The sequence below is a fragment of the Luteimicrobium subarcticum genome (assembly GCF_002798015.1).
Taxonomy (GTDB): domain Bacteria; phylum Actinomycetota; class Actinomycetes; order Actinomycetales; family Cellulomonadaceae; genus Luteimicrobium; species Luteimicrobium subarcticum.
In genome coordinates this window covers 180236-201552 of sequence record NZ_PGTZ01000007.1, presented here as the reverse complement: position 1 = coordinate 201552, position 21317 = coordinate 180236, and the positions used below count along the sequence as shown (strand labels likewise).

At 73.4% G+C, this 21317-nt stretch carries 22 protein-coding genes and 1 tRNA gene; 8 read left to right on the top strand and 15 right to left on the bottom strand.

Annotated elements, in window-relative coordinates; genetic code table 11:
• The 10 genes from mnhG to CLV34_RS17180 form a co-directional block, all read right to left on the bottom strand.
• Positions 1-405, bottom strand: coding sequence for a monovalent cation/H(+) antiporter subunit G (gene mnhG / locus CLV34_RS06035; protein WP_100349388.1), 405 nt, complete (start codon positions 403-405; stop codon positions 1-3).
• Positions 402-782, bottom strand: a complete 381-nt coding sequence (locus CLV34_RS06030) for an MrpF/PhaF family protein (RefSeq protein ID WP_100349387.1) — start codon at positions 780-782, stop codon at positions 402-404. The genes mnhG and CLV34_RS06030 overlap by 4 nt, the downstream gene beginning before the upstream one ends.
• Positions 779-1375: a Na+/H+ antiporter subunit E gene (locus CLV34_RS06025; RefSeq protein WP_100349386.1), complete on the bottom strand. Its 597-nt coding sequence runs from the start codon at positions 1373-1375 to the stop codon at positions 779-781. Before CLV34_RS06025 ends, CLV34_RS06030 begins: the two co-directional genes overlap by 4 nt.
• Positions 1372-2976: a Na+/H+ antiporter subunit D gene (locus CLV34_RS06020; protein ID WP_281255182.1), complete on the bottom strand. Its 1605-nt coding sequence runs from the start codon at positions 2974-2976 to the stop codon at positions 1372-1374. The genes CLV34_RS06025 and CLV34_RS06020 overlap by 4 nt, the downstream gene beginning before the upstream one ends.
• A gap of 8 nt (positions 2977-2984) precedes the next feature.
• Positions 2985-3449, bottom strand: a complete 465-nt coding sequence (locus CLV34_RS16695; RefSeq protein WP_211289388.1) for a Na(+)/H(+) antiporter subunit C — start codon at positions 3447-3449, stop codon at positions 2985-2987.
• A 23-nt stretch (positions 3450-3472) separates the two neighbouring features.
• Positions 3473-6541: a Na+/H+ antiporter subunit A gene (locus CLV34_RS06010; RefSeq protein WP_100349383.1), complete on the bottom strand. Its 3069-nt coding sequence runs from the start codon at positions 6539-6541 to the stop codon at positions 3473-3475.
• A gap of 88 nt (positions 6542-6629) precedes the next feature.
• The gene (locus CLV34_RS06005; RefSeq protein WP_245859040.1) at positions 6630-7742 is read right to left on the bottom strand and encodes a hypothetical protein; all 1113 of its coding nucleotides are present in this window, start codon (positions 7740-7742) and stop codon (positions 6630-6632) included.
• Positions 7742-8317, bottom strand: coding sequence for a dCTP deaminase (dcd, locus tag CLV34_RS06000; protein ID WP_100349382.1), 576 nt, complete (start codon positions 8315-8317; stop codon positions 7742-7744). The genes CLV34_RS06005 and dcd overlap by 1 nt, the downstream gene beginning before the upstream one ends.
• Positions 8318-8348: 31 nt before the next feature.
• A complete protein-coding gene (locus CLV34_RS05995) occupies positions 8349-8798 on the bottom strand; it encodes a TM2 domain-containing protein (RefSeq protein WP_245859038.1) in 450 nt (149 codons plus the stop codon).
• A gap of 93 nt (positions 8799-8891) precedes the next feature.
• The gene (locus CLV34_RS17180; RefSeq protein ID WP_100349381.1) at positions 8892-9449 is read right to left on the bottom strand and encodes a TM2 domain-containing protein; all 558 of its coding nucleotides are present in this window, start codon (positions 9447-9449) and stop codon (positions 8892-8894) included.
• Positions 9450-9538: 89 nt separating this feature from the next.
• On the opposite strand from CLV34_RS17180, the gene CLV34_RS05985 reads away from it, so the two are divergent.
• Positions 9539-9609: transfer RNA gene (locus tag CLV34_RS05985), tRNA-Gly, on the top strand.
• 91 nt (positions 9610-9700) lie between these two features.
• Here the strand turns inward: CLV34_RS05985 and CLV34_RS05980 are convergent.
• Complete coding sequence (locus CLV34_RS05980; RefSeq protein ID WP_100349380.1) at positions 9701-10333, bottom strand: hypothetical protein; 633 nt, start codon at positions 10331-10333, stop codon at positions 9701-9703.
• Between the two features lie 165 nt (positions 10334-10498).
• Here CLV34_RS05980 and CLV34_RS05975 point away from each other — a divergent pair, with 165 nt between their 5' ends.
• Both CLV34_RS05975 and CLV34_RS05970 read left to right on the top strand, forming a co-directional pair.
• Complete coding sequence (locus CLV34_RS05975; protein WP_245859036.1) at positions 10499-11080, top strand: RNA polymerase sigma factor; 582 nt, start codon at positions 10499-10501, stop codon at positions 11078-11080.
• A complete protein-coding gene (locus tag CLV34_RS05970) occupies positions 11067-11786 on the top strand; it encodes an anti-sigma factor (protein WP_100349379.1) in 720 nt (239 codons plus the stop codon). The genes CLV34_RS05975 and CLV34_RS05970 overlap by 14 nt, the downstream gene beginning before the upstream one ends.
• A 40-nt stretch (positions 11787-11826) precedes the next feature.
• Here the strand turns inward: CLV34_RS05970 and CLV34_RS05965 are convergent, their stop codons facing one another.
• From CLV34_RS05965 to CLV34_RS05950, 4 genes are all read right to left on the bottom strand, one after another.
• On the bottom strand, positions 11827-12486 hold the full coding sequence (locus CLV34_RS05965; protein WP_245859034.1) for a hypothetical protein: 660 nt from the start codon (positions 12484-12486) through the stop codon (positions 11827-11829).
• A gap of 85 nt (positions 12487-12571) precedes the next feature.
• Entirely contained in the window at positions 12572-13663 is a 1092-nt protein-coding gene (locus CLV34_RS05960) for a pirin family protein (RefSeq protein WP_100349378.1), read from the bottom strand.
• Positions 13664-14273: 610 nt separating this feature from the next.
• Positions 14274-14846, bottom strand: a complete 573-nt coding sequence (locus CLV34_RS05955; RefSeq protein WP_100349377.1) for a DinB family protein — start codon at positions 14844-14846, stop codon at positions 14274-14276.
• A gap of 62 nt (positions 14847-14908) precedes the next feature.
• Positions 14909-16360: a sugar porter family MFS transporter gene (locus tag CLV34_RS05950; protein ID WP_211289366.1), complete on the bottom strand. Its 1452-nt coding sequence runs from the start codon at positions 16358-16360 to the stop codon at positions 14909-14911.
• A 214-nt stretch (positions 16361-16574) separates the two neighbouring features.
• Here CLV34_RS05950 and CLV34_RS05945 point away from each other — a divergent pair, with 214 nt between their 5' ends.
• From CLV34_RS05945 to CLV34_RS05925, 5 genes are all read left to right on the top strand, one after another.
• A complete protein-coding gene (locus CLV34_RS05945) occupies positions 16575-17177 on the top strand; it encodes a TetR/AcrR family transcriptional regulator (RefSeq protein ID WP_100349375.1) in 603 nt (200 codons plus the stop codon).
• A 204-nt stretch (positions 17178-17381) separates the two neighbouring features.
• Positions 17382-18047, top strand: a complete 666-nt coding sequence (locus CLV34_RS05940) for a biliverdin-producing heme oxygenase (RefSeq protein WP_100349374.1) — start codon at positions 17382-17384, stop codon at positions 18045-18047.
• 1 nt (position 18048) lies between these two features.
• Positions 18049-19299, top strand: a complete 1251-nt coding sequence (locus tag CLV34_RS05935) for a heme/hemin ABC transporter substrate-binding protein (RefSeq protein ID WP_100349373.1) — start codon at positions 18049-18051, stop codon at positions 19297-19299.
• Between the two features lie 7 nt (positions 19300-19306).
• Entirely contained in the window at positions 19307-20377 is a 1071-nt protein-coding gene (locus CLV34_RS05930; protein ID WP_100349372.1) for a FecCD family ABC transporter permease, read from the top strand.
• Positions 20374-21270 carry a heme ABC transporter ATP-binding protein gene (locus CLV34_RS05925; protein WP_100349371.1) on the top strand — a complete coding sequence of 299 codons (897 nt, stop codon included), beginning with the start codon at positions 20374-20376 and terminating at the stop codon, positions 21268-21270. Before CLV34_RS05930 ends, CLV34_RS05925 begins: the two co-directional genes overlap by 4 nt.
• Positions 21271-21317: the final 47 nt, after the last annotated feature.

Below are 21317 nucleotides of genomic sequence, written 5' to 3'. Positions count from 1 at the left end.
TCAGTCGTCGGGCCCGGGGGCGTCGACCTCCGCGTCCACCTCGACCTCGGCGTCCGCCTCGACCTGGTCCGCCGTCAGGTCGTCGACCACGAGCGATCCGGGCGGCACCTTGCCCGTCCGCAGGCCCGAGCGCCCGACCATGTGCGCGGCGACGGGCGCGGTGAGCAGCTGGAAGACGACGACCAGCAGCAGCATCCCGACGGCCGCCCACACGCGGACGCGCAGCGCCACACCGAGCAGGACGAGCACGAGGCCCAGCACCTGCGGCTTGGTCGCCGCGTGCATGCGCGCGAGCAGGTCCGGGAACCGGACGATGCCCACCCCGGCCGCGAGCGCCAGGAACGCCCCGGACAGGATCAGCGCGGCGGCGACGACGTCCGCGACGGTCGCCAGCGTGCCGCTCATGCGTCCACCTCCATGCCGTCGTCTCCGTCGTCGTCGCCGCGACCTGCACGCTCCTCCGCGGCGCGACGACGGGCCTCCTCGGCCGCGGCCTCCTGCGGGGTCTGCACGCGGCGGTCCTCCTCGCGGTCGACCGCCGCGAACCGTGCGACCGTGACCGAGCCGACGAACGCGACGAGCGACATCACGACGAGGATCGGCAGGGTCGTCGTCCGGCGCGACCACGCCGCCTCGACGGCGATCGCCGCCACGAGCGTCGTCGTGAACACGTCGAGCGCGACCGTGCGGTCGAGCATCGACGGGCCCCGCTCGGCCCGCCAGACGGCGCACGCCGCCGCGACGACGAGCATGGCTCCGGCGACCACGTACACCCACGTCATGCCGCACCCCCGCGCCCGCGACGGCGCGCCAGGCCCACCGCCGCCAGCTCCTCGTCGGACGCCAGAGCCCGCAGGACGCGCGCCTCGAGCGTCAGGAGGTCGTCGCGCACCTTGTCGACTCCCCCGTACGCCTCGAGGTCGAGGACGTGCAGGTAGATCATCCCGGTGAGCCGGTGCACCTCGACGACGAGCGACCCGGGCACGAGGGACGCGAGCTCGGCCGTCACCGTGAGGTACAGGTCGGACGGGTTGCGCAGCCGCACCCCCACGACCGCGCCGCGCGGCATCGTGCGCGGGCTGAGCGCGAGGAGTGCGACCTGGAACGACGCCACGACCAGGTCGACGAGGAACGACCCGAGCACCGCGAGCACGGCCAGCGGCCGCACCCGGCCGTGGAAGTCGAGGTCCGGCAAGGGCAGCACGACGACCACGAGCGCCCCGAGCACCAGGCCGCCCAGGACGTTCGCCACCGAGAACGCGCCCCACAGCAGGCACCACACGAGGGCCAGCCAGACGACGGAGCCCCACTGGCGGCGCAGCCGGGCGGCGGCGTGCGACCGGCTGCTCCAGGCGCGGCGCGGGTGGAGGCTCATCCGTCGTCCTCCCCGGTCGTGGCGGCGCGCTGCGAGGGCGTGTCGGCTCCCCCGGGCGGCAGGACCGCCTGGACGTACGAGCCGTCGCGCAGCGCGCCCGCGGCCCGCTCGGCGTACCCGTAGAGGGGCCCGGCGATCGCGGTGAGCCCGAGCCCCAGGACGACGAGCGCGGCGGTCGGCGCGACCATGCCGCGCGGCAGCGTGGTGTCGGTGGGCACGGACGAGGGCGCCTCCTGCCAGAAGGCCTTGTTCCACGCCTTGACCACGGCGTAGAGGGTGAGCAGGGACGTCACGACCGACCCGACGACGAGCACGTACGCGAGCGCCGTGCCCTGCCGGGCACCCTCCTCGAGCAGCCCGACCTTGCCGAGGAACCCGGACAGCGGCGGGATGCCGCCGAGGTTCATCGCGGGCACGAAGAACAGGATCGCGAGCCCGGGAGCGAGCTTGGCGAGGCCGCCCAGCCGGTCGAGCGAGGTCGACCCGCCGCGCCGCTCGACGAGCCCGACCACGAGGAACAGGGTCGTCTGCACGGTGATGTGGTGGACCACGTAGAAGATCGCGGCCGCCGCGCCGGACGAGGTCGCGAGGGCGATGCCGAAGAGCATGTACCCGATGTGCGACACGAGCGTGAAGGACAGAAGTCGTTTGATGTCGTCCTGCGCGACGGCGCCGAGAATCCCGACGACCATCGTGAGCAGCGCGACCCACATGAGGGCGTCGTCGACCCGCTCGTCGGGCGGGAACAGGAGGGTCTGCGTGCGCAGGATCGCGTACACGCCGACCTTGGTGAGCAGGCCCGCGAACACGGCCGTGACGGGCGCGGGGGCCGTCGGGTACGAGTCCGGGAGCCACGCGGACACCGGGAACATGGCCGCCTTGATACCGAACGCGAGCAGCAGCAGGAGCTGGATCGCGAGCCGGACCGTCGGGTCGATCTCCGGGAGCCGCTCGGCGAGCTGCGCCATGTTGACGGTGCCCGTCGCGGCGTACGCGAGCGCGATCGCGATGAGGAACACGACGGACGACAGCAGCCCGACGACCACGTAGATCGACCCGGCGCGGATGCGCGCGCCCGTCCCGCCCAGCGTGAGCAGCACGTAGCTCGCCGCGAGCAGGATCTCGAACCCCACGTACAGGTTGAACAGGTCGCCCGCGAGGAACGCGTTGCCGACCCCGGCCGCGAGCACGAGGTACGTCGGGTGGTAGATCGAGACGGGGGCGTGCTCGGTGGGGTCGTCGCTGTCGTCGTTGCCCTGCGCCAGCGAGTACAGGAGCACCAGGAGCAGCACGACGCTCGACACCGTGAGCATGAGGGCGCTCAGCCGGTCCGCGACGAGGTCGATCCCGACCGGGGCCGCCCAGCCGCCCACGTGCACGACCACGGGGCCGTCGTCCGTCACGAACAGGAGCGCGACGCTCACCGCCACGACGACCGCGAGCGCGGTCACCGACACGACGCGCTGGAGCCGCGGCCGGCGCCACAGGGTCAGCGTCAGCCCGGCCGCAGAGAGCGGCACCATGACCGGCAGCGGCACGAGGGTCCCGGTCGACCAGCCCGCCGCCGTCCAGGACGACGACGCGGCCTGCAGGGCGCCCACCAGCGCGCTCACTCGGCGGCCTCCTCGTCGGTCTCGTCGCGGACGGTCGCCGCGGTGTCGTCGAGCGTCTCGCCCGACTCCTCGGCGTCCGCGTCCTCGAACGACGGCTCGTTGCGCGCCGCGAGCCGGGCGATGCGGCGGTCCTCGACGTCGTCCTGCACCTCGTCGTGCCCGTGCAGCTGCCACGACCGGTACGCCATCGCGAGGATGAACGCGGTCAGCCCCAGCGTGATGACGATGGCCGTGAGGATGAGCGCCTGCACGAGCGGGTCGGACATCTTGCCGACCGGCGTCTCGCCGACGATCGGCGCGCCGCCCGCGGCGCCGCCCGCGACGAGCAGCAGAAGGTTCACGCCGTTGCCCAGCAGGATGAAGCCGATGAGCACGCGCGTCAGGCTGCGCTCCAGCATGAGGTAGACGCCCGTCGCGACGAGCACCCCGATCGCGAGCACGAGGACCGCGTTCGGCGTCATCTCGACGGCGTGCTGCGCCCCGCTCACGTGCCCGCCCTCCGGGTTCCCTCGCCGCGGACGTCGGCGGGCACGTCGGCCCGCTCCCGCAGCCGGCCCTCGTCGTCGAGCGCGCCCTGGGACTCCAGCATCGCGCGCGCGTCGGCGTCGATCTGGCGGTCCACCTCCGCGCCGAGAGACCGCAGGATGTCGAGCACGAGCCCGACGACGACGAGGAACACCCCGACGTCGAAGAACAAGGACGTCACGAGGTGCACCTCTCCGAGGAGCGGGACGTGCCACTCGAGGATCACGGACTGCAGGGCGTCGCCGCCGGCCAGGAGCGCGACGAGCCCGACGCCCACGGACAGGAACAGGCCCGAGCCGAGCAGGACGCCGGGGCTGACGGGCGCGGCCTCGCCGAGCTCGTACCGGCCGCCCGCGAGGTACCGCACCGTCAGCGCGATGCCGACGACGAGCCCTGCGGCGAACCCGCCGCCCGGCCCGTTGTGGCCCGAGAAGAGCAGGAACAGCGCGAACACGACCATCGAGTGGAACAGCAGGCGGGTCACGACCTCGAAGACCACGGACCGACGCTGCGGCGCGAGCGTGCCGCCCGCCGGGAGCCAGGCCCGCATCCGGTCGTGCGCGCCCGGCTCGGTGCCGCGGCGCCGCAGCGCCGCGCTCGCGTCGTCGACCGTCCCGCCCGACCACACCCCGGGCGCGCCGCCGTCCACCGCCGGCACGGCGTCGCGGGCCCGCAGGACCTTGCCGGTGCGGCGCCGGATGAACACGAGCGACGCGACCCCGGTCGCCGCGACGAGCAGCACCGAGATCTCGCCCATCGTGTCCCAGGCGCGGATGTCGACGAGCGTCACGTTGACCACGTTCTTGCCGCCGCCGTACGTGGACGCGCCCTCGGCGAACTGGTCCGACACGGGCGCCGCGGTGCGGGCGTGCGGCGCCGCGAGCGCGAACGCCATGACGGCCAGCCCGGACGCCACGCCGATGCTCAGGCGGGTCCACCGGCTGCGGGCGAGCGGCCGGTTCGAGAAGTACGGCGGCAGGCGGCGCAGCACGAGCACCATGACGACGAGCGTGACCGTCTCGACGAGCACCTGGGTCAGGGCAAGGTCGGGTGCGCCGTGCAGCAGGAACAGCAGCGCGTTGCCGTACCCCGCGATCCCGGCGAGGAAGACCGCCTTGAGGCGGCGCCGGGCACGGGCCGCGAGGATCGACGAGATGACGATCGCGAGGACCGCGAGCCCCTGGACGGGCTGGTTCCACCAGCGCACCGACACCGGCCACGACGTCCCGAGGATCACGACCATGCCGGGCAGCGCGACGAGCACGACGAGGATCACGCCCAGGTAGAACGGGAGCGAGCCGCGCTGGGTGACCGAGGTGACGTCCGCCGCGGAGTCGTCGAGCCGGCGCATGGTCCGCCGGTACACGGCGTCCGCCTCGGGGACGCGCCAGCGCGCCGACCAGCGCAGCTGGAGGCCCTCGACCCGGGCCCGCTGCCACCAGGCGAGCGCCCCGAGCGCGAGCACCGTGACCGTGATCGCGAGGACGGGCCCGAACCCGCCCCAGAGCGCGAGGTGCCCGGGCTCGCCCGTCGGGTACGTCTCCGCGTACGGCTGGAGCAGGTGCTCGCCCAGGTGCGGGACGAGGGCCGTCGCGAGCCCGAGGACGCCCAGCACGAGCGGCGGGACCGTGAGGAACGGCGACTGGGAGTGCAGCCGGGACGGGTCGATGAGCGGCTCGACGGCCGCGGTCCCCGACTCGAGCGCGACCGTGGCCTCGGGGCGCGGCGCCTTCGACGCGAACGCCCCCCAGAAGAACCGCAGCCCGTACGCGACCGTGAGGACCGACCCGGCCGCGACGGCGGTGAGCACCGCCGCGTCGACCCACGCGGGCCCGTCGCCGTGGACGAGCGACTCCAAACCGGCCTCCTTCGCGACGTACCCCGCGAACGGCGGCAGACCGATCATCGACGCGACCGCGAGCCCGCCCGCGGTCGCCGTCAGCGGCATCCGGCGGCCGACCCCGGTGAGGCGCCGCAGGTCGCGCGTCCCGGTGGCGGCGTCCACGACGCCCGTGACCAGGAACAGCGCGGCCTTGAACATGGCGTGCGCGCCGACCATCGCGAGACCCGCGAGCGCCGCCGACCGCGTCCCCAGCCCGACCAGCACGATGATGAGCCCGAGCTGGCTGACCGTCCCGAACGCGAGCACGAGCTTGAGGTCGTGCTGCCGCAGGGCCCGGTACCCGCCGAGCAGCAGGGTCCCGCAGCCGAGCACCAGCACCACGACCTGCCACGCGAGCAGCCCGGAGTACCCGGGGGCGAACCGGGCCACGAGGTAGACGCCCGCCTTGACCATCGCGGCCGCGTGCAGGTATGCGCTCACCGGCGTCGGCGCGGCCATCGCCGCGGGGAGCCAGAAGTGGAACGGGACCAGCGCCGACTTGGTCACCGCGCCCGCGAGGATGCAGACGATCGCGACCGTCACCGCCGTGCCCGGCGGCGGGTGCGCGACCACCTCGGAGAGCCGGTAGGTGCCCGCGGCGGTCCCGAGGACGACGACGCCGGCGAGCATCGCCAGCCCGCCAGCCGTCGTCAGGACGATCGCCTGCATCGCCGCACGACGCGACGCCTTGCGCTCCGCGTAGTGCCCGATGAGGACGTACGACGCGACCGTCGTCAGCTCCCAGAACACGAACAGCAGCAGCATGTCGTCGGCCGTGACCAGCCCGACCATCGCCCCCGCGAAGCCGACGAACGTCGCCGAGAACCGGCGCAGACCCTGCGCCGACGCCGAGAAGTACGCCGAGCAGTACACGAGCACCAGGGCCCCGACGCCACCGACCAGCAGCAGCATGAGCCATGACAACGAGTCGAGGCGGAACGTCAGGGAGAGGTCGAGACCCGGGACCCACTCGAGGTGCTGCGTCGGCCCGTGGCCGTCCGCGACCCGCGACGACCAGGCCAGGGCGTAGGCCGCGGCGCTCGCCGGCGCCAGCGCCAGCACGAGGAACGCGCGACGACCCAGCCAGGACACGAGCGCGGGCGCGAGCAGGACCATCGCGAGATGGGCCACCAGCAGCTCGAGCATGTTGTGTCCGTCCGGTCGGGGGCGGGCGGCCCGATCGTATCAACGCGCGCGGACGATTCCCGACCGCCACGGCGGCACGGGCCGCGACTCAGGACAGGTCGACGGGCTCCACGAGGAAGCCGTCCTCGTCCGCGATCTCGCCGCCCACGGCGGCGTGCAGGGCCGACGCGACCCCGACGACGACGGGCAGCGCCCGCCCCCGCGCGAGCACGTGACCGAGCGGCGGCTGCTCCTGCTGCGACGCCTCGAGGTCCGGCGGCTCCCAGCGCACCCGGTAGGTGATCGCCCCGTTGAGCGTCCACGGGAGGCCCGCGAGCACCGGCGGGACCAGCGGGTCCGCCCCGGCCTCCACGACGACCACGCCGTCCTGGCCGAGGTCCACGACGAGCGCGTACCCGTCGAGGCTCATCGGCTGCGACAGCGCCGCCATGTCGCGCGCATCGGCCTCGGCCTGGATCGCGGCGACCTGCGGCTGCGTCAGCGGCAGCGCCCCGCGCTCCGCGAGCTCGTAGACAGCCTGCGGCGGGCCACCCCACTCGACGCCGTCGAGCGCGAGGGACGCCGACGGCTCGACCTCCCGCACCAGCGCCTGTGCCGCCTCGGGGTCCAGCCACACGTCCGTGAAGACGACGAGGTCGACCGTCGCGTCCGGGTCCGGCGCGACGACGACGTCCCGCGACACCGAGCCGCCCACGTCGAACCGCACCGCACCGCACAGACGGCGGGCCGCGGCCACGAGCCACGTCACGACCTCGCCCTCCGTCGCCACCGGGAGACCCACCGGGAACGCCCGGTTCAGGCCGTCCCGGTCGCCTCCCCCCGGGTACGGCGGTTCGCCGCGCTCCCGCACGCACGCCACGTCGAACGCGTATGCCGTCTCCTCCGGCAGGCCGGAGCCCAGGCCGTCCGAGAACCACGGCGAGCAGGGGCCGATCAGCACCGTCGTCGGCGTCAGGCGCAGGACGCCCGGCTCGCCGGTCCGCGCCCAGCGGTCGGGCGGCGAGATGAGGTCGATCCCCACCGGGGCGACCTCCCACCGCGCCTCCGGGAAACGGCTCACGGCGAGCGTCTCCACCTCGTCGGGCCGCACCTCGTCGGACACGCCCAGCAGGTGGCGTGCCTGGTCGAGCGGCGCCGCCGCCGTCACCGCGCGCAGCGCCGGCAGACCGTCCAGGGAGAACTCGGAGGGAAGGTCCGTCATCACACGTCCGTCCGGTGGAACGACTGCCACGAGCGGGACGCCGTCGGCCCGCGCTGGCCCTGGTAGCGCGAACCGTACTCCGACGAGCCGTACGGGTGCTCGGCCGGCGACGACAGGCGGAAGAAGCACATCTGACCGATCTTCATCCCGGGCCACAGGGTGATCGGGAGCGTCGCGACGTTGCTCAGCTCGAGGGTCACGTGGCCCGAGAAGCCCGGGTCGATGAACCCCGCGGTCGAGTGGGTCAGCAGCCCCAGCCGGCCCAGGCTGGACTTGCCCTCGAGGCGCGCCGCGACGTCGTCGGGCAGCGTCACCGCCTCGTACGTCGACCCCAGCACGAACTCGCCCGGGTGCAGCACGAGCGGCTCGCCCGCCTCGACCTCGACCAGCCGCGTCAGCTCGGGCTGCTCCTGCGACGGGTCGATGAACGGGTACCGGTGGTTGTCGAACAGGCGGAAGTACTTGTCCAGCCGCACGTCGATGCTCGACGGCTGGATCATGGTCGCGTCGTACGGCTCGAGGGCGACCCGACCCGCCTCCAGCTCGGCGCGGATGTCACGGTCGGAGAGGAGCACGGGGCAACGTTAGTCGTATCGGCCCGGTCCGTCAGACGAGAGGACGTCCCTGCGCGTCACGCGCGTTCGACGACGCCAGGTAGACGATCCCCTCGATGAAGCCCCAGATCGCGACGACCAGGGGTGCGATGCCGCAGGTGAACCAGCCTGCGAGCAGGGTGATCAGCAGCATCGTGACGCCGATGCCCGTGTAGCCCAGGTAGAACCGGTGGATCCCCAGACCGCCGAGGAAGATCCCGAGCAGACCGGCCGCGAGCTTCGTCTTGGGTGCGGGGACGGGGACCGACGCCTGGACGTACTGGTGCTGGACGTACTGGTAGGTGGGCTGCGGGGGAACCATGCCCTGCCCGTACGGCTGCTGCGGGTAGGACTGCTGCGGGTACGGCTGGCCCTGCGGGTAGGCCGGGTCCGGCGGGTACGGCTGCCAGGGCGTCACGTCGTGGTTCGGCGGGACGGGCTTCGAGAGGTCGTCGTCGGACACCTGGGATCTCCGGGGGCTGGCTGGTCGTGGGACGGACGAGAGCGTCAGCGGCGCGCGGGCGGGCCGGGCACGCGGCCCGGCCCGGCCCACGGCTCAGACGAGCTTGCGACCCTTGGCGTCGACCGAGTAGGTACCCTCGGTCGCGGTCAGGTAGAGGATGCCCTCCACGAAACCCCAGATGTGCCCGAGACCGCAGGTCACGATGGTGACGCCGATCTGGATGAGCCCCATCTTCGTGTCGCCCAGGTAGAACCGGTGCACGCCGAAGCCACCGAGGAAGATCCCGAGCAGACCCGCCGCGAGCTTCGTCTTCGGTGCCTCGCCCGGCGCGTAGCCCGGGGGCACGGCGCCGTAGGGAGCCTGGCCGTAGGGGGCCTGCGCATACGGCGCCTGGCCGTAAGGAGCCTGACCGTAGGGAGCCTGGTCCGCGTACGGCGCCTGGCCGTAAGGAGCCTGACCGGTCGGAGCCTGTCCGTACGGCTCCTGCTCGCCGTAGGGCACCTGCGCCTCGGGCTGACCGAAGGGCGCCTGGCCGTCGGCGGGCGGCTGCCCCTCGGCGGGGGTCGCGGGAGTCGCGGGGGTCTCGAAGGACGGGGTGCCCTCGGCACCGTCGTTCGCGGGTTCGGGAGTGCCCGGGTACTGCTCCGACATGACTGGTCCTCTCCAACAGGTATGATCATCGACGCACGCAGCGTTCGAGGATGCTCCCACAAACGGGAGGGCCCGCGGAACGGTGTCTTGCGGGTGTAGTTCAATGGTAGAACTTCAGCTTCCCAAGCTGATAGCGCGGGTTCGATTCCCGTCACCCGCTCGCAGCACGAAGGCCCCGGACCGTCGGTCCGGGGCCTTCGTCGTCCGTCAGGGATCACGCCGGCGCGCCGCGCCGCTCCGGACCTCGCGGCTCAGAACCTCGAGAACGGGCGGGGGGTCGCGTACCCGAACGTGTCGCCGGCGGAGAACGCGTCGACGCCGAACGTCGAGTCGAGCGCCCCGGCGGCGGTGTCCGTCAGCTTGAGGCGCACGAGGCCCAGGTCGAGCCGGTTCGTCCCCGCGATGGTGAACAGGTCGACCCGCCCGACCGACCCGATGCTCCCGTTCACGACGCCGCTGACCTTGCCGCGGGCGAGGTCGATCGAGAAGTCGCTGAGCGAGATGGTCGCGGCGCCGGCGGTGAGGCTGATGCCGCCGCTGTGCTTGATGGACAGCCCGGACAGCGCGTACCCCGTGATCGGGAACCGTGCCGCGAGCGTGTCCTTGTACGCGAACGCCTTCGCACCACCGATCGGTGCCGGGGTGATGCCCGCCCCGGCGACGAGCTGGTAGACCGGCGGCGCCACGACGACCTGCGTGTAGCCCGTCATGGCGCGGGACGGGTGCTGCGTCGTGCTGTGACCAGACGTGCTGTGGTGCGTGGCGACGGTGGTCGCGGCGCGCGGCTGGGCGCTCGCCGCGCCGGCACCGGCGGCGACGAGACCGGTGGCTGTCAGGGCGGCTGCCGCGACGGCGGCGAGCGTGCGTCGGACGGTTCCTCGCATGGGTCCACTCCTTCGTAGGACGTCCCGGACGGTCCCGGGCTCACCTCCACTACGTGGCGAGCCCGGCGCACGGATGCACCGGACGCGGCAGAGCGGTCCCGGCGTGCCAGGACCGAGCGGCCCTGCCACAATCTGCGGGGCAGCCGCCGGACCACGGAGGGGAACGTGAGCGCGAGCGCGCAGGGCGACGAGGACGACGACGTCCGCGTGCTCGGCGAGCGTCTGCGCGCGGGCGACGACGCGGCGCTCGAGGAGGCGTACGGCCGCTGGGGCACTCTCGTGCACACGATCGCGCTGCGCGGCACCGGCGACGCGCGCCTGGCCGAGGACGTCACCCAGCAGGTGTTCGTCGCGGCGTGGCGCGGGCGGGCGTCGTTCGACCCGGGGATCCGTCCGCTGCCGGCGTGGCTGGTGGGCATCGCGCGACACACCGTGTCCGACGTGCTGGCGGCGCGGGCGCGTGACGCCCGGCTCGCGGCGCGCGCGGTGGTGGCGTCCGCGGGATCCACCGTCGTCGCGGCCGACCCGACGGTCGACGCCGTCGTGGACGCGGTGGTGGTGTCCGAGGGGTTGGCGCGCGTGGGTCAGCCGCGCCGCAGCGTGCTGGAGCTCGCGTTCTTCGCGCAGCTCACGCACCGTGAGATCGCGGAGCACCTGGGGATGCCGCTCGGTACGGTCAAGTCCCACGTCCGACGGGGGCTGCTGGAGCTGCGCGAGGTGCTGGAGGTGACCGATGAGCCATCCTGACGAGGACGCGCTCGCGGCGCGCGCGCTCGGTGCCCCCGACGCGGCGGTGGACGAGCACGCGGCCACCTGCGTCGTGTGCGCGAGCACGCTCGACGGTCTGCGGCGCACGACGACGGCGCTGCGCGGCGCGGCGGACGTCGAGCAGGTGGCGCCGCCCGCGTCCGTGTGGGCGGCGATCCGCGCGGAGGTCGCGCCGGTCACCACGCCCGTCACCCCCGTCGCCACCCTCGCGCCCCTGTCGGCACCGCAGGGCGGGCGTCGGGGTCGACGACGCTGGCTGCCCGCAGCGGCGGGGTTCCTGGTGGGGGCGGCCGCGGCGACGGTGGTCGTGGTGGCCGTCACGCACGACGCCGACGACGCTCCGTCGACGACGGTGGTCGCGCGCGGCACCCTCGACCCGATCGACGGCTCGGACGTGTCCGGCACCATCGAGATGACCGACACGGACGACGTCCGGCACGTCACGGTCGTCCTCGACGGTCCCCACGAGCCCGGCGACCACTTCGTGCAGGCGTGGCTGCTCGACCCCGCGACGAACGGGATGGTCGCGCTCGGTGTGGTCGACGGGACGACGCAGACGTTCGCGGTGCCGGCCGGCCTCGACCTCGACGCCTACGACTCCGTCGACGTGTCGCTCGAACCCTTCGACGGCGACCCGGCCCACTCCGCGACGAGCCTCGCGCGCGGCGTCCTCGCGCCCTCCTGACCGCTCGGACGAGCTCTCGGGAGGGCGCGCCGACGACCCCTCAGACGAGCTTGGGGAACGTGGCCAGGAACACGATGCCCACGCCGAGCAGCACGACGGCACCAACCAGCATCGTCCAGCCGATCCGCGGCGTCTTGAACCGTCCCGCGAACGCGGCGAAGAACAGCACGAGCGCGAACAGGACGGTGAGGATCGTGTAGTTGTCGCCGCGCTGGTTGTTGCGGAGCGCGACCTGGAACAGCACGTCGGCGCGAGCGTCGGCCGCCGCGGCCTCCTTCTGGCCGGGGACGACGTACGAGTCGAGCTCGAACGGGGTCTTCGGGGCGTCCGGGTTCTTCAGCGGCTTCGCCGCGAGCCACTCGTCGAACGCGGGCCGGAACCGGTCGGTGAACCGCTCCTCGGCGAAGTCGGACAGCTGCGTGTCCTTCTCCGCGACCGCCTGCACGTAGAGGGTGAAGGTCGACAGGTCGATCTGCTTGAGCGCCTCGGCGGCGCCCGCGTCGCGCGACGCCTCGATGCGTGCCGACGACGCCTGGGAGAACGCGATGGACATCGCCCCGCCCCACTTGCTGGCCTCGAACCCGCTCCACGCCGTGAGGATGGCGGTGACGGACAGGACCACGACGGTGACTGTCTCGATCCAGCGGGTCCGTCGGCCTTCGGCGTCCGTCACGCTCACGTCCTCGTGCTGCTCGTCCACGCACGCAACCTAGCGGGACGCTCCGGGCGTGGCCTCCCGACACACCGCGCGGCCGTCGGCAGGGCCGGTCGCGCCGCTGCGCCGCTCAGCTCCGGCGCCGCGGCCGCAGGCGCACGTCCGGCAGCACGGGGGCGGGCAGCGGCCCCCCGTCGTACCCGACGACCTCGCCGAACCGCGACGACGCCACGTCGGCGGCGTACGCCGTACCGCCCGCGTTCGGCCCCGCCCCCTGCACCCCGCCGACCACGAGACCGGCCTGCCAGTCCGCGCGCGCCCCGGCGACGTCGTCGTGCGAGCGCCCGACGAAGTTCCACCACATGACGATCTCCTCGTCGAAGGGCTCGCCGCCGAGCAGCACGGCACGGGCCGGGCCGTCGTCGGACGCGCTCACCGTCACCGCGGTGCGGCCGGGCCCCAGGTACCCGAGCGTGCCCGGCGGGACGCGGACGCCCTCGACGGCGACGTCCCCGGCGTCCACCAGCACGGCGTGCTCGAAAGCGGGGTCGGCGACCACCTCGACGACCGCGCCGGGCGCGAGGTCGAGCTGGGCGCCGACGATCGGCGTGTGCACCGTCGCCGGCGACGTCCCGCGGACGACGGCCCCGCCGGCCGCGCCGTCGGTCCGGCCGTCCGCGAGGGCCAGGGTCCCCACGAGGACGTGCGCGCGGACGCCCTCCACGTCGAGCACGGGCAGGTCCTCGTGGTGCTCGAACGAGGGTGCGTCCGCGAGCGCGGACGACGGCAGCGCCACCCAGAGCTGAACGCCGTGGAGCAGCGGCTCGGACGACCCGGGCGGCGTCTGCTCGGAGTGCGAGATGCCGCGACCGGCCGTCATGAGGTTGAGCTGGCCCGGCCGGACGAGCTCGCGCGAGCCCACCGAGTCGCGGTGAAGGATCTCGCCGGCGAACAGCCACGACACGGTCTGGAGACCGGTGTGCGGGTGCGGGGGCACCTGCATGCCCGGACCGCGCGTGACGTCGTCCGGGCCGTAGTGGTCGCAGAAGCACCAGGCGCCGACGAGCGACCGGGCGCGCTGCGGCAGGGTGCGCCGCACGTTCATGGCGCGCGTCCCGCCCAACGGGACCTCGCGGGGGTCGAGCAGCTCGACGGCGCCGGCCGTCTCCGGCACGCCGGCCGAGCAGACCTCCTCGGCGGGCCGTGTCTCGAGGTTGCTCATCGTCCGAGCGTACGGTCCCAGCGTGCTGTCAGGCGCTGGTGGCAGGCTCGGACGCAGGAAGGCCCCCCGGAGCATCGGTCCGGGGGGCCTTCGTCGCCGCTTAGTCCAACGACGCCGTGTGGCGCCACAGCTCGGTGCGGGCACTCGCAGGCGCCGGTCGGGCACCTGCACAGGCCGCACCTCTCGCGGCCGGCCTCCCGGGTCCGCGCACACTGCTGCGTCGCCCTGCAGCCCATGGCCCCGTGCGCCCGCGGGGGGTGACCCCGGCGTCCGTCACGGTGTCGTGGAGGTGTGCCGTTCTCCGCTCGACCGGAGGCTGCGCCGCCTCGTCCGGCAACGTCGCCCGTCCACTGTTCTAGCCCCCGCCCGCACACCCGACAACCCCTGCAGCGCGCGGATTTCCGCGTCCGGACGGCCCACAAGACCGTCCACAGGAAGAACCGGGACCTGACGCCGTCGCCCACAGGCCTGTGGAAAGAATCTGTGGACAGTGAACGTCGGCCGACCATCCGGTGTCCACCGGAAGACCGGAGCCTCGGGCAGCGGACCAGAGCAGCTGCGCGCAACGACCCCCTGGCCACGGCGGACGGCCGGGACAGCGGCGAGGCGCTCAGGCCCCCACGTCGTGCAGGTGGTGCACCACGTCGTGGACGAAGTACTGGCCCAGCGTCAGCACCGTGAACCGCGAACCGTTCGAGCGCAGGCCCGGACGGTCGAGCTGGTCGTCCGAGACGGCCGCGAAGCGCGTCGCGACCCGCTCCCCCGTCACCGCGAGCTCCCTGGCGACCGCCGCCGGGTCCTGGTGGGCGTAGTCGTCCGCGAGCGCCGTCGCGTCCTGGTCCCAGCTCGCGAACTCCGGCGCGTCCGACTCGAGCATCGACGCCAGGCGCACCCCGAAGACGTCGAACACGTCGCGCGTGTGCGCGCCGTACTCGAGCGGCGACCAGGTGGCCGGGTCGGGACGCTGCGTCGCGTCCGGGCGCGCCAGCCGCTCCTGCCAGCGCGGGACCGCGTCCCGCACGAGCGTCACGACGTCCGCGAGCGACGCGCGCCCCGCGTCGAACCCGCACTCCGGGCAGGGGCGCTCGAGCACCCACGTCCAGTCCTTGTCGTCGGGGACGATCTCGTCGGGGAGGGTCGCGTCGGGGAGGGTCGCGTCGGGGAGGGTCGCGTCGTCCGTCATGACGCGACCCTAGCGGGACGACGCCACCGTCGAGCGGCGGCAGTGTCGGGGCGGCACCGCCGTCAGGCGGGTGCCGTGTCCTTGCGGCGGCGGACCGAGAAGTCCTCGGTCATGTCCTCCAGCTCGCGGCCCTTCGTCTCGGGCACCTGCCAGAACACGAAGAAGAACGACAGGATCGCGAAGAACGCGTAGAAGCCGTACGCGAACGTCAGGCCGATGTCCGCGAACTTGGGGAACGTCGTCGAGATGAAGAAGTTCGCCAGCCACTGCGCCGCCGCGGCCACCGCGAGCGCCGACGCGCGGATCTTGTTCGGGAACATCTCGCCGAGGAGCACCCACACCAGCGGGCCCCACGTCGCGCCGAAGAAAACCACGAAGCCGTTCGCGGCCACCAGGGCGATCGTGCCCCACGCGCCGTCGAGCGTCGGGTCGCCGCCCCCGGGCGGCGCGGTCGCCTGCGAGAACGCGATGGCCATCGTCGACAGGCACACCCCCATGCCGGCCGAGCCGACCAGGAGCATGATGCGGCGCCCCACCTTGTCGACCAGCAGGATCGCGACGATCGTCACGACGATGTTCGTGATCGACGTGATGACGCTCTCCAGGAGCGCGTCGGACTCGTCGAAGCCGACCGACTGCCACAGCGACGACGAGTAGTAGAAGATCACGTTGATGCCGACGAACTGCTGGAACACCGACAGCAGGATGCCCACCCAGACGATCGGCTTGAGGCCGAAGCGGTCGCCCCGCAGGTCGCGCAGCGACTCCTTCTTCTCCTTGTCGAGGGTCTTCTCGATCTCCTGGATCTTGAAGTTCACGTCCAGCTCACCGCTGAAGTCGTGCAGCACCCGGGAGGCCTTGTCGTAGTCGCCCTTGTGGACGAGGTAGCGCGGCGACTCCGGCAGGCCCCACGCCGCCAGCCCGTAGACCAGCGCCGGGATCGCCGTCACGAAGAACATCCAGCGCCACGCCTCGAGACCCCACCACAGGGTGTCGCTCGCGCTGCCCGCGATGTTCGTCAGCAGCGTGTCCGACAGGAGCGCCGCGAAGATACCGAGGACGATCGCGAGCTGCTGCAACGACCCCAGGCGCCCGCGGACCCGCGCCGGCGACACCTCCGCGATGTACGCGGGCGCGATGACCGACGCGGCGCCCACCCCGAGCCCACCGAGGATGCGCCAGGCGATGAAGAGCGGCACGTTCGGGGCGAGGCCCGTGAGGATCGACGACGAGAAGAACAAGAAGGCCGCGATCACCATCACGGGGATGCGGCCCATCTTGTTCGCCAGGCTGCCCGCGAACCACGCGCCGATCGCACAGCCCAGCAGGGCGGACGACACGGCGAAGCCCTGCATCGCCGTGTTCGTGATGTTGAACTCGTCGTTCAGGGCGTCGACGGCACCGTTGATGACCGACGTGTCGAAGCCGAACAGGAAGCCACCGAGCGCCGCCCCGACCGAGATGAGCACCACCCGGAAGTTGAGTCTTGAGACGGTCGGATGGTCGGCAGTCATGGGCGGCACCTCGTCCTCGTCAGCGTTCCTCGACCCCCTCGCGGGCCCTGCTGACGACCCTACTCAGACAGGTCGGCATCGCCACCGGGGAGGGCGCGGGGGCCCCCGCCGCCCGCGGACGCTGCCCGCTCGGCGTCCGACCCTCCACCCACGGCAGCCTGACGCGGGCTCCCGCCCGCACCGCGATCTGACAACCCGGTGCTACCGTGTCAGCATGCCCAAGATCATCGGTGGGTCTCTGCACGAGCACCGCGCACAGACACGACAGAAGCTGTTCGCCGCACTGTCCACGCTGATGACCGACCGCGGCTTCGACACCATCACCCTGGCGGAGATCGCCTCAGCCGCGGGCGTCGGCCGCACGGCCGTCTACAACCACTTCCCCGACAAGGAAGCGATGCTGCTCGGGTTCATCACGCACGAGACGACGCAGTACGTCGCGACGCTCGAGCGGGCTCTCCAGGACATCGACGACCCCGTCGAGCAGCTCCGCACCTACGTCCGCCAGCAGGCGCGCCTCAAGCGCGTGTTCCACCTCGCGCCGGGCCCCGACCTGCGGACCATCCTGTCCCGTCCCGCGCAGTCGCGGGTGCGGGAGCACGCGGTCGTGGTCGAGAACATCCTGCGGCACATCCTCGAGGAGGGCATCGCCCGCGGCGAGCTCCCCGAGCAGGACGTCGAGGTCACGGTGACGCTCGTCAACGCGTGCCTGTCGGGCCGCGTCATCCCGGAGGAGCCAGGCGCACGGGGGCGCGCCATCGATGCCGCGGAGACGTTCGTGCTGCGTGCCGTCGGCGCGGACACCGTGGCCGCCTGACCGTCCCCCCGCTCCCGCCGCCGGTCCCCGGCGCGCCTGGCAGTGAGGCGAGGCTCACAGAGGGTAGGCATACCTAAGTTCGTGTCGTACAGTTTGCGGACGGGCTGTCAGGACGCGGCTCGTGCACAAGCATCGACCGAGCCCACCCGAGCACACGCCCGAGCACCGGCTCGCCCGACCCGACCCGCCGGAGCCTGACGCACCATGACCGCTGTCCCTGTCGCCACCTGGACCGACACGCACGTCCCCCTCTCCCTCCTGCTGCGCGAAGGAACCCGCGAGGAGCACGAGCGCGCCGAGGCGTCCGGGTTCGTCGGCAGCCTCCTCGAGGGACGCCTCGACGTCGCCGCGTACGCGGACCTCGCCGCCCAGCAGCTCGCGGTCTACCGCGCGCTGGAGACGGAGAGCGCCGTCGCCGTCCAGGACCCCCGCGGCGCGAACCTCGTGTTCGACGAGCTCACGCGCACGCCGTCCATCGAGCGCGACCTCGACTTCCTGCTCGGCCCGGACTGGTCGGAGCGCATCACGCTCCACCCGGCCACGCTCGAGTACGTCACCCACCTCCAGGGCGTCGGCGCCGACCTCCCCCGGTACGCCGCGCACGCGTACACGCGCTACCTCGGCGACCTGTCGGGCGGCCAGATCATCAAGCGCATGCTCGAGCGCCACTACGACCTCGGCCCCGCCGGGCTCGCGTTCTACACGTTCGACGAGATCCCCAAGGCGAAGCCGTTCAAGGACCTGTACCGCGAGCGCCTCGACGCGCTCGCGCTCACGGCGGACGAGGCGGACCGCGCCGTCGACGAGGCGTGCGTCGCCTTCCGGCTCAACGCCGCGATGTTCGCCGACCTCGGCACGGTGCACTGCTGAGATGGACCAGCACGACCCGCGGCGGCCCGCCGCTCGCTCGACCGCGCCCGCTCGACGCCGGAGCACCCTCCGACGCCAGGGTGCCGCCGTCGCCCCAGCCGTCGTGCTGACGGCTCTCGCGGCCTGCACCCCGATCGAGCAGCCCGGCCTCGGCGCCGGCGCTGCGGGCGGCGCCACGTCGTCGTCGTCGACGGCGACGGCGACGGCGACGGCGACGGCGACGGCGACGACCGCCGACACCGCGACCTCCGGCACGGCGGAGCCGTTCGCCAGTCCGTCCGGTGTCGCGACCTGCAGCCCCGTCGTCGCGCCAAAGGACCGCACGGCCGTCGACCTCGCACCCGGTCCACGCACCGCGGACGCGGGCGACGACCCGATCCGGCCGATCACGACGTCCCCGGACCCGCAGCTCCCCGTGACGGTCCACAGCGCGGACGGCCGCACGGTGACGGTCCGCAGCGCCGACCGGATCGTCGCCGTCGACCTGTACGGGACGCTGGGCGAGACGGTGTTCAGCCTCGGCCTGGGCGACCACCTCGTGGGCCGGGACATCTCGACGGGCTTCCCGGAGGCGAAGGACGTCCCCGTCGTCACGAAGGACGGGCACGGGCTGAACGTCGAGGCGATCCTCGACCTGGACCCGACGGTCATCCTCACGGACGACTCGATCCTCACCGACTCGACGCGCGACCAGCTGGCGGCGTCGGGCGTCCCGGTCGTGCTGTTCGACCCCGAGCGGACGATCGCGGGCATCGGCCCGCGCATCGAGGACGTCGCGGCCGCGCTGGGCGTCGCCGCGGACGGGAAGGCGCTCGCCCAGCGCACCGAGGACGAGGTCTGCGCCGCCCGGCAGACGGTCCCGACCGACGCGGGCACGCCGCGGGTCGCGTTCGTGTACCTGCGGGGCTCCAACATCACGATGCTGTTCGGCCCCGGCTCGGGTGCGGACCAGCTCGTCGAGGCGATCGGCGCGCAGGACGCCGGCACCGCGATCGGGCTGACGCGCGAGTACGTCCCCGTGACCGCGGAGGCCATGATCGGCGCGGCACCGGACGCGTACCTCGTCATGACGGACGGGCTCGCGTCGGCGGGCGGCCTGAAGGCCATGCTGAAGATCCCGGGCATCGCGCAGACGCCTGCGGGCGAGGCGAAGCGGGTCGTCGACATGGACGGCTCCGAGCTGTTGACGTTCGGCCCGCGCACGGGTGCGACGCTCCGCGCGCTCGTGACGGCCCTGTACAGCGAGAGCTGAGCCGGCCGTGACCTCGACCCCGGCGCGCGTCGTCGCGCCGCCGCACCGCCGCCGGACCGCCTGGTTCCTCGGCGGGCTGGGTGTCGTCCTGGTCGTGCTGACGGTCGTGTCGGGGATGCTCGGACAGGTGCCGGTCACGCCGACGGAGGTGCTCGGGTCGCTCGCACACCACGTCGGGCTCGACGTCGGGCCCCTCCCCCACCACCCGCAGGGCGAGAACGCGCTGTGGCTCGTGCGGTTCCCGCGCGTCGTCATGGCGATCGTGGTCGGGGCGGCGCTCGCGACCGCGGGGGCCCTCATGCAGGGCGTCTTCGGCAACCCGCTGGCCGACCCGGGTGTCATCGGGGTGTCGTCCGGGGCGGCCGTGGGCGCGGCGACGGTCATGGTGACCGCGGGCGCGCTGGTGCCCGGGTCGTGGGTCGCGGCGGCGGCGTTCGTCGGCGGGATCCTGACGACCGCGCTCGTCTACGGGCTCGCGCGGTCGAACGGCCGGACGGAGGTCGTGACCCTCGTGCTGACCGGTATCGCGGTGAACGCGGTCGCAGGCGGCCTGCTCGCGCTGCTCGTCCTCGTGGCCGACTCCGCGGCGCGCGACCAGATCGTGTTCTGGCAGCTCGGCTCGCTCGGCGGTTCCACGTGGAACGCCGTGGCGGTGGCCCTCCCGGTCGCGGTCGTCGGCGTCGTCGGCGCCTTCCTGCTCCGGCGCCGGCTCGACCTCCTGACCCTCGGCGAGCGTGCCGCCCGGCACCTCGGCGTGGACGTCGAGCGGCTGCGCCAGGTCGCGATCGTGCTCGTCGCGCTGCTCGTCTCCGCGGGCGTCGCGTTCACCGGGATCATCGCGTTCGTCGGGCTCGTCGTGCCGCACCTCGTGCGCATGGTGCTCGGTCCGAGCCACCGCACCCTGATCCCCGCGGCGGCCCTCGGCGGGGCGGTCGTCCTGCTGGCCGCCGACCTCGTCGCCCGGACCCTCGTCGACAACGTCGACCTGCCGCTCGGCATGATCACGTCGCTCGTCGGCGGACCGTTCTTCTTCTGGCTGCTGCGCCGCACGCGTGCGTCGCAGGGAGGCTGGGCATGAGCGGGCGGTGGCGCGAGGCGCTGCGTCCCGTGCGCGCCGGTCGCCCCCGCACAGCGGACGACGGCCTGCCCCCGTCGTCGCACCCGGCCGGGACGCTGCTGGCACAGGTCACCGGCGTGCGGCTCGAACGCGGCGGACGGCTCGTCCTCGACGACGCCGACCTCGCCGTCCGTGCGGGCGAGGTCCACGCGCTGCTCGGCCCGAACGGCGCCGGAAAGTCCACGCTGCTCGGCGTCCTGACGGGCGACCTCGTCCCCGAGGCCGGCACGGTGACGGTGGACGGCCGCGAGGTCGGGGCGTGGCACCCGACCGGGCTCGCCCGGCGCCGCGCGGTGCTGCTCCAGCAGGTGACGGTGTCGTTCCCGTTCACCGCCGAGGAGATCGTCCGGATGGGTCGGGCGCCGTGGGCACGGACCGCCGCCGAGGACGACGACGACGACGCCGTCGCGAGCGCGATGGCGGCCGTCGACGTGACGCACCTGGCCGCGCGGACGGTCCCGAGCCTGTCGGGTGGCGAGCGGGCGCGCGTCGCGCTCGCCCGCGTCCTGGCGCAGCGCACAGGCGTCCTGCTGCTCGACGAACCGACGGCGGCGCTCGACCTCGGGCACCAGGAGCTGGTGCTGCAGCTCGCGCGCGAGCACGCCCGGGCGGGCGGTGCGGTCGTCGTGGTGGTGCACGACCTGGGTCTCGCGGCCGCCTACGCGGACCGCGTGACCGTTGTCTCCGAGGGCCGCGTGCGGGCGTGCGGGCCGACGCGCGAGGTCCTCACGGCGTCGCTGCTCAGCGATGTCTGGCGCTTCCCGGTCGAGGTGCTCGAGCATCCGCACGGCGGTGCGCCGCTCGTCGTCCCGGTGCGCGCGCACACGCGTGCGACGACGCCGGCGTCTCGCTGAACGAGACGACTTAGGTAGACCTTGCTTTGGTTAGCCTTACCTGATTA

Bases quoted from the DNA above. Each gene is read 5' to 3' on its own strand.
- mnhG (WP_100349388.1), bottom strand. From the start codon at position 405: ATGAGCGGCACGCTGGCGACCGTCGCGGACGTCGTCGCCGCCGCGCTG.
- CLV34_RS06030 (WP_100349387.1), bottom strand. From the start codon at position 782: ATGACGTGGGTGTACGTGGTCGCCGGAGCCATGCTCGTCGTCGCGGCG.
- CLV34_RS06025 (WP_100349386.1), bottom strand. From the start codon at position 1,375: ATGAGCCTCCACCCGCGCCGCGCCTGGAGCAGCCGGTCGCACGCCGCC.
- CLV34_RS16695 (WP_211289388.1), bottom strand. From the start codon at position 3,449: ATGACGCCGAACGCGGTCCTCGTGCTCGCGATCGGGGTGCTCGTCGCG.
- CLV34_RS06010 (WP_100349383.1), bottom strand. From the start codon at position 6,541: ATGCTCGAGCTGCTGGTGGCCCATCTCGCGATGGTCCTGCTCGCGCCC.
- CLV34_RS06005 (WP_245859040.1), bottom strand. From the start codon at position 7,742: ATGACGGACCTTCCCTCCGAGTTCTCCCTGGACGGTCTGCCGGCGCTG.
- CLV34_RS17180 (WP_100349381.1), bottom strand. From the start codon at position 9,449: ATGTCGGAGCAGTACCCGGGCACTCCCGAACCCGCGAACGACGGTGCC.
- CLV34_RS05980 (WP_100349380.1), bottom strand. From the start codon at position 10,333: ATGCGAGGAACCGTCCGACGCACGCTCGCCGCCGTCGCGGCAGCCGCC.
- CLV34_RS05970 (WP_100349379.1), top strand. From the start codon at position 11,067: ATGAGCCATCCTGACGAGGACGCGCTCGCGGCGCGCGCGCTCGGTGCC.
- CLV34_RS05960 (WP_100349378.1), bottom strand. From the start codon at position 13,663: ATGAGCAACCTCGAGACACGGCCCGCCGAGGAGGTCTGCTCGGCCGGC.
- CLV34_RS05955 (WP_100349377.1), bottom strand. From the start codon at position 14,846: ATGACGGACGACGCGACCCTCCCCGACGCGACCCTCCCCGACGCGACC.
- CLV34_RS05950 (WP_211289366.1), bottom strand. From the start codon at position 16,360: ATGACTGCCGACCATCCGACCGTCTCAAGACTCAACTTCCGGGTGGTG.
- CLV34_RS05945 (WP_100349375.1), top strand. From the start codon at position 16,575: ATGCCCAAGATCATCGGTGGGTCTCTGCACGAGCACCGCGCACAGACA.
- CLV34_RS05940 (WP_100349374.1), top strand. From the start codon at position 17,382: ATGACCGCTGTCCCTGTCGCCACCTGGACCGACACGCACGTCCCCCTC.
- CLV34_RS05935 (WP_100349373.1), top strand. From the start codon at position 18,049: ATGGACCAGCACGACCCGCGGCGGCCCGCCGCTCGCTCGACCGCGCCC.
- CLV34_RS05925 (WP_100349371.1), top strand. From the start codon at position 20,374: ATGAGCGGGCGGTGGCGCGAGGCGCTGCGTCCCGTGCGCGCCGGTCGC.